The organism is Lentzea sp. NPDC036955, assembly GCF_055608005.1.
Window position 1 is genome coordinate 149,247 of record NZ_JBVJRC010000017.1, and the last position, 8,408, is coordinate 157,654.

6 protein-coding genes and 1 pseudogene are annotated in these 8,408 nt (G+C 70.5%); 3 read left to right on the forward strand and 4 right to left on the reverse strand.

Annotation, left to right across the window (positions count from 1 at the left end):
* Positions 1–74: 74 nt before the first annotated feature.
* Complete coding sequence (locus ACZ7CF_RS40290) at positions 75–836, reverse strand: ESX secretion-associated protein EspG (RefSeq protein WP_360384761.1); 762 nt, start codon at positions 834–836, stop codon at positions 75–77.
* A 428-nt stretch (positions 837–1,264) separates the two neighbouring features.
* Between ACZ7CF_RS40290 and ACZ7CF_RS40295 the strand changes: the two genes are divergently transcribed.
* Complete coding sequence (locus ACZ7CF_RS40295; RefSeq protein ID WP_360384759.1) at positions 1,265–2,842, forward strand: MFS transporter; 1,578 nt, start codon at positions 1,265–1,267, stop codon at positions 2,840–2,842.
* A gap of 143 nt (positions 2,843–2,985) precedes the next feature.
* Here the strand turns inward: ACZ7CF_RS40295 and ACZ7CF_RS40300 are convergent, their stop codons facing one another.
* On the reverse strand, positions 2,986–3,927 hold the full coding sequence (locus ACZ7CF_RS40300) for a LysR family transcriptional regulator (RefSeq protein ID WP_360384757.1): 942 nt from the start codon (positions 3,925–3,927) through the stop codon (positions 2,986–2,988).
* A gap of 107 nt (positions 3,928–4,034) precedes the next feature.
* Here ACZ7CF_RS40300 and ACZ7CF_RS40305 point away from each other — a divergent pair, with 107 nt between their 5' ends.
* Positions 4,035–5,390: an aminopeptidase P family protein gene (locus ACZ7CF_RS40305; RefSeq protein ID WP_470372318.1), complete on the forward strand. Its 1,356-nt coding sequence runs from the start codon at positions 4,035–4,037 to the stop codon at positions 5,388–5,390.
* Between the two features lie 407 nt (positions 5,391–5,797).
* On the opposite strand, the gene glpK is transcribed toward ACZ7CF_RS40305, so the two are convergent.
* Both glpK and ACZ7CF_RS40315 read right to left on the reverse strand, forming a co-directional pair.
* Positions 5,798–7,291 (reverse strand): glycerol kinase GlpK, encoded by a 1,494-nt coding sequence (glpK, locus tag ACZ7CF_RS40310; RefSeq protein WP_470372320.1) that lies wholly within the window; start codon positions 7,289–7,291, stop codon positions 5,798–5,800.
* 25 nt (positions 7,292–7,316) lie between these two features.
* Entirely contained in the window at positions 7,317–8,081 is a 765-nt protein-coding gene (locus tag ACZ7CF_RS40315; RefSeq protein WP_360384753.1) for an IclR family transcriptional regulator, read from the reverse strand.
* 120 nt (positions 8,082–8,201) lie between these two features.
* Between ACZ7CF_RS40315 and ACZ7CF_RS40320 the strand changes: the two are divergent.
* Positions 8,202–8,408: pseudogene (locus ACZ7CF_RS40320) on the forward strand (hypothetical protein); the annotation flags it as partial.

Sequence of the window (8,408 nt, forward strand, 5' to 3'; positions counted from 1 at the left end):
CTGTCTTGAGGTTAGCGGAACGCGGGCGTTCCCGTGGAAGCCCGACTTGCCCGAGCCGATCAGGCCGCGGCCGGTCACGTCAGCACGGAGTCGATCCGCATGGCGATCCGGTCGTTGTCGGTGGGGGACAGGCTGAGCCACCCGTCGGAGCGGACCATGAGGTAGCGGCCCTGGTGGGTGTCGAACCAGTTGATCACCACGTCGGCGCGGTGCCGGCCGTGCGTCACGCCGAACTGGCCGCCTGCCACGCGGTTCGCCGCGAGCTCGTCCATCTGGCGCGCGTCCTGCGCGGACAACCCCGCCCTGAGCAGTGCCTGGCGGTCGTCGAGTTCGTCGTCCGCCGCACCCCACGGGTCCTCGGACTCCTCGTCCTGCTCGGCTTCCTGCAGTGCCACGGCCTGCTGCAACGTCTCCAGCCGCACCGACAGCGCGCTGCCGGGTCCGGCAACGCCGTGGGGCAGGACCCGCACGATCTCGCGGGCCAGCGCGGTGGGCCTGATCTCGGACAGGCCGACGGCGTCACCGTCGATCACGGCCAGCACGCCCTCGTTGCCGTCGGAGGCGGCCAGCGCCCGCACGGTCCGGTCGAGCCCGGCGACGGCGTCCACGGACACGTCGTGCTCGCCGAGCAGGCGCATCAGGTCCTCGAGCCGCGCGTCATCGGCGAGCCCGCGCCTCCGCAGGTCCGCGATCGTCCGTTCCTGCAACGCTGTGAGCTCGCTCGCGGTAGCTCCTTCGCTGGGCACGTCGAGCGGGTACGGCATTCTGCCGAGCCGCAGCGTCTGCCACAGCACCTCGAACTCGCGGGTCGACAGCAAGTACTCGGGCGTGATCACGAGTGCTCGGAACCTTTCTGCTCTGCCTGCGTTGCGCGCAGTATCGAGCAGGAACGGCTCGGGCGTTCATCATTGTGGGGTTGCGTACCCGGTTGAGACGGAATGTTCACGATCCGCCGCACTGCCCGCATTCGGCCCGCTTCCGTGTCGCCAGGCCTGGGAAGCCCGCGTGAGACCACGGTCTGGGAGCGCTGCCAAGTCGCGCTCCGTGTCGACGCGGACTGGTTGCTCGTCGATTCCGGCAGGGTGCTTCAGATGAGTCGTAGTGATGCAAATCACATCCATTTGGGGGGTCGCCGATACGAACCCGTTAGCGACTACGGGGGGTGCCCGAATCTCATTTCTCGTGCGTTTGATGATTTCAGCGCAAACCGAAGGTGTTGTCCTGGCGGTCGGCGACCCACACCCGCAGGTGTGAAGATCGGAGCGTGACCGTCTCCGCGTGGGCGCCCCTGCGCCGCAGCGCCTTCCGGGCCCTGTGGCTGGCCCAGTTCGCCAGCAACATCGGAACGTGGGCGCAGACCGTCGGCGCCCAGTGGCTCATGGGCGACCTGGGCGGCAGCGCACTGCAGGTCGCGCTCGTCCAGACGGCCACCACCCTGCCGGTGTTCCTGCTGGTGGTGCCCTCCGGTGCGCTCGGCGACATCCTCGACCGCCGCCGGGTCCTGCTCGCGGGCCAGGCGCTCATGCTGGCCGGCGCCGCCGGGTTGATGCTGCTCACCGGCACCGACCGGGCGACCCCGTCGAGCCTGCTCGCGCTGCTCGCACTGATGGCGATGGGCCAGGCGCTGTCGATGCCGTCGTTCCAGGCGATCCAGCCGGAGCTGGTCAGCCGCGAGGAGATCCCGCAGGCCGCGCTGCTCAACGGCGTCAACATGAACGTCGGCCGCGCCATCGGCCCCGCGCTCGGCGGTCTGCTGATCGCCTTGGCCGGTCCGGAGGCGACGTTCGCGTTCAACACCGTGTCGTTCCTGGGCGTGCTGATCGTCCTGGCCCGCTGGCGCCGCCCGTCCGACCACCGTCCACTCGGGACCGAGCACATCGCCACCGCCGTGCGCACCGGTGCCCGTTACGTGGCCAGCTCACCGCTGTTCCGCCGGGTGCTCACCCGGCTGCTGGTGTTCATCGTCTTCGGCAGCGGGCTGTGGGCCCTGCTGCCCGCCATCGCCCGCGGCCCCCTGGGTCTCGACGCCGGCGGCTACGGCGTCCTGCTCGGCAGCGTCGGCGCGGGGGCGATCGGTGGCGCCTTCGTCGTGCCGAAACTGTTGCAGCGCATGAGCAAGAACAGCATGGTGCTGGGCGCCACGCTGGTCTACGCGCTGGCCACGAGCACCTCGGTGCTGGTCGGCAGCTTCCCGCTGGTCATCGTCGCGATGCTGCTGACCGGTGCCTGCTGGATCGCCACCCTGTCGACCTTCAACGCCATCGCCCAGGTCTTGCTCCCCGCCTGGACCAGGGCCCGCGCGCTCGCCTACTACCAGCTGATCCTGATGGGCGGCCAGGCCCTCGGCGCCGTCCTGTGGGGCACCGTCGCCGACGTCTACGGCCTGCACCCCGCCATGATCGTCCCCGCGGTGGCGATGGCCGTGCTGGCACTGGTCGCCACCCGCTGGTGGCCCCTGATCGACCGCCCGCTCGACGTCACCCCCGCCACCTACTGGAACGAACCGCCCCAGCTCGACGACACCGACGCGGGTCCGGTCCTGGTCACCGTCGAATGGCCCGTCGCCCCCGAGAACCACGACCGGTTCGTCGACGCCATGCAGAAGGTCGGCCGCGCCCGCCGCCGCACCGGGGCGACGATGTGGGGGCTGTTCCGCGACACCGAGCAGCCGGACGTGTTCCTGGAGACGTTCACCGTGGCCACCTGGCAGGAGCACCTGCGGCAGCACCTGGAGCGCGGGACCGTCGTGGACCAGCAGAACCAGGGGATCGCCCGTGAGCTGGCGCGCGAGGAGCCGCGGGTGCGGCACCTGCTGTTCGCGCAGCCCACGAAGCCGGAGTGAGACGCTCCCATAGTGGCAGGCTATGCCGAGTAGAGATGCTCCCCGGCCGGCCGGGCGGTGTGACGCTACTGAACACCTCACACCCCTGCGGAGGACCTCGATGCGATCAGCCGCCCTCGTGCGCGTTGAGCAGTACGGCTGGCTCAGCTCGCTGTGAGGGCCGCGCCGCGTTCCTCCCACCACGGCCGGAACGCCGGGCTGGCCAGCGCGGCGGCGGCGTACGCCTCCAGCACGTCGGTGAACATGCGGCTGGCCTGGTCCCAGGTCAGCCGCTCCCGCCGCCAGCAGAACACGACCCTCAGCCGCATCGGCGCCCCCGCCAGCGGCCGCACGGTCACGCCCTGTCCGCCCCGCGAGGTCGGCTCGACCAGCTGCACCGCCTTGCCCGCCGCGATCAGCTGCCGCCCGGCACCGCTGGGCACCTCGAACCGGATCTTCGGCACGAACCCGACGGCCCGGCAGGCCGCGCGCAACGCCGTCAGCGACCCGTCCTCGGCACCCGGCGGCCCCACCCACGCCTCACCGGCGAGGTCCGCCAGCTCGACTTCGGACCGAGAGGCCAACGGGTGGGAGGCGGGCAATGCGATGTGCACGGGCACCCACGGCACCACGACCCGTTGCGCCACGCCGCGTGGCAAGCCCAGGTCGCCGTCCTCGTCGACCGCGATCACGGCGGCGTCGAGGTGGCCGTTGGCCAACGCCAGCGCAAGGCCCGTGGACGACGGATCGACGTGCAGCGTGACGTCCTCCAGCGCTTCCTCCAGGCGCGTGTACAACCTCGTGACGCACTCCATGTGCACGGAACCGAACCGCACCGGCCCGCCACGACCGGCCACGGACGCACCGAACGCGTCCAGCTCCACCAGCAGCAACCGCGCGCGTTGCAGCATCTGCGCACCCAGCGGTGTGGGCTCCGCGCCGGCCCGTCCTCGGTCGAACAACCGGCCTCCGACCAGGCGTTCCACCCGTTGCAGCAGGGTGGTGAGGGACGGCTGGGAGATGCCGAGCTGGGTCGCCGCGCGGGAGAGGCTGCCCGCGTCGCCGATGGCGCAGATGGCCCGCAGGTGGCGGATCTCCAGTTCCATAGGACGAGGCTATCTCCAAGTCGGATGGGCGGAAGCCCTCCGTTCGGCGGAGGCTGTGGGAAAACAGACCCCCGGAAGGACGAGAATTGGCCCGCACACGCCGTGACATGGCGAAACTGGTGGACGCGGACGGTTTCCGCACCTACATCCGCGACGGCTGGGGCGAGTGGGACAACCCCATCGACCTCCCGGCGGGCGCGAAGGAGGCCGCGGCGCAGCACCGGGCCAAGCTCGCCGCGCAGCTCCCCGGCCGGCGCATCGCCCTCGCCGCCGGACGCGCCCACGTGCGTTCGAACGACACGTTCCACGAGTTCCGCGCGGACAGCGACTTCGTGTGGCTGACCGGCTGCCAGGTCGAGGGCGCGGTCGTCGTGGTCGAGAACGACGACGCCACGCTGTTCGTGCCGACGCCGTCCGAGCCGCACACCGTGGACTTCTTCGGTGACGCGGACCGCAGCCCGTTCTGGATCGGTGCCGCGGCGGGCACGAAGGAGTGGTCCGAGGCCCTCGACCTCACCGTGCGCCCGATCGAGGACCTGCCGCGCGCGCTCCAGGGCCGCCACCCCGAGACGCTCACCGCCAAGGGCGTCGACCCGCTGCTGGACGCGCTCACCGGCTCGCACAGCGACGAGCTGCGGACCGTGCTGTCCGAGCTGCGGCGGATCAAGGACGACTGGGAGGTCGACCAGCTCCGCCAGGCCGTGGACGCCACGGTCAGGGGCTTCCTCGACGTCGCGGGCGAGCTCGGCCAGGCCGTGCGCGGCGGGGGAGAGCGCTGGTTGCAGGGCACGTTCGACCGCCGCGCGCGTACGGAGGGCAACGGGCCCGGATACACCTCCATCGTCGCGTCCGGACCGCACGCCCCGGTGCTGCACTGGACCCGCTGCGACGGCAAGGTGAGCGACGCCGACCTGCTGCTGCTCGACGCCGGCGTGGAGACCAAGACCCTCTACACCGCCGACGTCACCCGCACGCTGCCGGTCGGCGGCGAGTTCAGCGCGGCCCAGCGCCAGGTGTACGACCTCGTGCTCAGGTCGCACGTCGCCGCGCTCGCGGAAGTCAAGCCGGGCAACGACTACAGCGCTTTCCACCACACCGCCATGCGCGTGCTCGCCGAGGGCCTGCACGACTGGGGCCTGCTGCCGGTGAGCGTCGACAAGGCGCTCGACCCGTCCGGCCAGCACCACCGCCGCTACATCGTCTGCGGCACCGGGCACTTCCTCGGCCTGGACGTGCACGACTGCGCCGACGCCCGTCAGGAGACCTACCAGCAGGGCATCCTCGAACGCGGCATGGCGCTGACCGTCGAGCCGGGCCTGTACTTCCACCCGAACGACGAGACGCTGCCGCCGGAGCTGCGCGGCATCGGCGTGCGGCTGGAGGACGACCTGGTCGTGACCGGCGACGGCGCCGACGTCCTGTCGGACGCGCTGCCGATCGACGCGGACGAGATCGCGGCCTAGGTGCGGTCAAACCGCGCCTAGCCCCCTGCTGTTGGAGCATCTGCAAGTACTGAGCCTTTTCCATCCTGTTTCCGCTGGCGGTGGCGAGGTGTGACCGACGGGGCTGCCGCAAGCGGGCCCGAGTCGGCGGTGCTGGGTCGTGGTGATCAGGAGCCATCGTTTTCCCTGACGTTCGCGATCTTGACGGTCGCGCTCTCACCGGTGTCCACCGACCGGTTGGCGGTAGTTGAGGTGATCTGACAACGTTGTCTTCCGCCTGTAACTACAACCGACTCAGTGCGGTACCGGCGTGAGAGCGATTCCACACGTCGATGACGCACAGAGCTTTCGCGACAACGCCCTGACCTGCCAGAACAAGTTGGAAAAGGCTCACTACCAACGTGGTGGTTGGCAGTACTTGCAGATGCCTAAGCGGACGGGGTCGAGCGGGCCCAGGCGAACGTCAGTTCCACGGCCCGCTTCCAGTTCGCGTACTCGTTCTCCCGGTGCGCCGCGTCCATCACGGGGTTCCACCGCGCGGCCAGGTGCCAGTTGCGCCGCAACCCCTCCAGGTCCGGCCAGTAGCCGGAGGCGAGCCCGGCGGCGTAGGCCGCGCCCAGCGACACGGTCTCGGCCACCAGCGGCCGCATCACCGGGATGTCCAGCACGTCCGCGAGGAACTGCATCAGCAGGTGGTCGGCGGTCATGCCACCGTCCACCTTGAGCACCGGCGTGGGCGCGCCCAGGTCGGCGTTCATCGCGTCGACCACCTCACGCGTCTGCCACCCGGTCGCCTCCAGCACCGCCCGCGCCAGGTGCCCCTTGTTGATGTACGACGTCAAGCCGACGACGATCCCACGTGCCTGCGCGAGCCAGTGCGGCGCGAACAACCCGGAGAACGCCGGCACGATGTAGCAGCCGCCGTTGTCCTTCACCGTGCGGGCCAGCGTCTCGATCTCCGGCGCGGAGTGGATCAGGCCGAGGTTGTCGCGGAACCACTGCACGAGCGACCCGGCGACGGCGATCGAGCCCTCCAGCGCGTACGTCGGCTCACCACCGATCTGGTACCCGATCGTGGTCAGCAGGCCGTGCTTCGACCGCACCAGCTCGGTGCCGGTGTTCATCAGCAGGAACCCACCGGTGCCGTACGTGCCCTTGATCGAGCCCTTCTCGAAGCACGTCTGCCCGAACAGCGCCGCGTGCTGGTCGCCCAGCGCCGCCGTGATCGGGATGCCCGGCACCACCCGCGCCGTCACACCGGAGATCTCCGACGACGGCCGGATCTCCGGCAGCATCGCCGCGGGCACGCCGAAGAAGTCCAGCAGCATCGGGTCCCACTGGCGGGTGCTGAGGTTCATCAGCATCGTGCGGGACGCGTTGGTCACGTCGGTGACGTGCAGGCCGCCGTTCACACCGCCGGTGAGGTTCCAGATCAGCCAGGTGTCCATCGTCCCGAACAGCACGTCACCGCGGGACGCCCGCTCGCGCACGCCCGGCACGGTGTCGAGCAGCCACCGCAGCGACGGCGCCGAGAAGTAGGTCGCGAGCGGCAGGCCGCAGCGTTCGCGGACCTCCTCGATGCCCGGCTGCCCCTCCAGTCGCGCGACGAGCTCCTCGGTGCGGATGTCCTCCCACACGATCGCGCGTCCCACCGGGACACCGGTGTGCCGGTCCCACGCCACGAACGTCTCGCGCTGGTTCGTGATGCCCAGCCCCACGACCTGGTCGGCGGTGATCCCCGCCTGCCGCAACGCCTGCGGCATGATCCGGTCGACGTTGCGCCAGATCTCCACGGCGTCCTGCTCGACCCAGCCCGGCCGCGGGCGGTACTGGCGGTGCTCGCGCTGGGCGACCGCGACCAGGCGGGCGTTCTGGTCGAACACGATGCACCGGGTCGACGTCGTGCCCTGGTCGATCGCCATCACGAAGCGTTGCACGCCGGTCCTCTCAGTTCTCGTCGACCAGTGAGGTGGTGACCGCGTCGGCGGCCTGCACGACCTGGCGCACCAGCGCCGTGCGCGGCCGCCCGGTGGAGTCGCAGAGCCGGTCCACGGCGCCGGAGATGCCGATCGCGCCGACCACGAGGCCGCCGGGGATGCGGATCGGCGCGGCGATGCTCGCCTCACCCGGCATGTACTCCTCCGCCTCGCCCGCCCAGCCCTGCGCGCGCACCTCGGTCAGCACCCGCTCCAACGCCTGCGTGCGCGTGATCGTGCGGCGGGTCAGCGACGTCAGCTCCCGTTTGCGCGCTGCCGCCGACAGGTCCGGGTCGTAGGCGAGCAGCACCTTGCCCAGCGCGGTCGCGTGCAACGGCAGCATCGCGCCGATGCCGAGCGTCTGCACCGAGTCGTCCGGGCGGAACACGTGGTGCACGACGAGCACGGCGCCGTCGTGGTGCATGCCGATCCGCACCTCCTGACCCGAGCGCGCGGCGAGCGTGTCGGCCCAGTTGATCGATCGGGAACGCAGCTCGTTCGCGTCGAGGTAGCTCGTCCCGAGGTGCAGCAGGGCGGCGCCGAGCCGGTAGCGGCCGGTCGCGGAGTCCTGCTCGACGAACTCGACCCGTTGCAGCGTGCGGAGAATCCCGTGCGCGGTGCCGCGGGCCAGACCGAGCGAGGCGGCTATCTCCGTGAGACCGTGGTGGCCGGACCCGCGCGCGAGAAGCCGCAGCACGGCTGCGGCGCGTTCGATCGACTGAATGGGTCCCGGCACGCGAGCAACGTAATTGAGACGACCCGTGTCGGCAATGTCGAACGGCTACGACCCGCGTCACCGCTGGACACGCGCCTGAAACACCTTGTCTGAGCGCAGCGTGACCGGTCGGTCACAGCAGTGCACCCGGTCGGTGTCGACATTGTCGAACAGCACCCGTTGAGCAGGCGTGACGCGGGTCATTACGTTCCGCGGCAGTCACCACGGGGTGATCAGCCGTTCAAGGACGAATGGGAGGCCAGCGTGGGTCTCGGGACAGTGTTCCTCAGCGAGGTGCTCGGTACGGGCATCCTGCTGTTGCTGGGTGCGGGCGTGGTGGCCAACGTG

Bases quoted from the DNA above. Each gene is read 5' to 3' on its own strand.
- ACZ7CF_RS40300 (WP_360384757.1), bottom strand. From the start codon at position 3,927: ATGGAACTGGAGATCCGCCACCTGCGGGCCATCTGCGCCATCGGCGAC.
- ACZ7CF_RS40305 (WP_470372318.1), top strand. From the start codon at position 4,035: ATGGCGAAACTGGTGGACGCGGACGGTTTCCGCACCTACATCCGCGAC.
- glpK (WP_470372320.1), bottom strand. From the start codon at position 7,291: ATGGCGATCGACCAGGGCACGACGTCGACCCGGTGCATCGTGTTCGAC.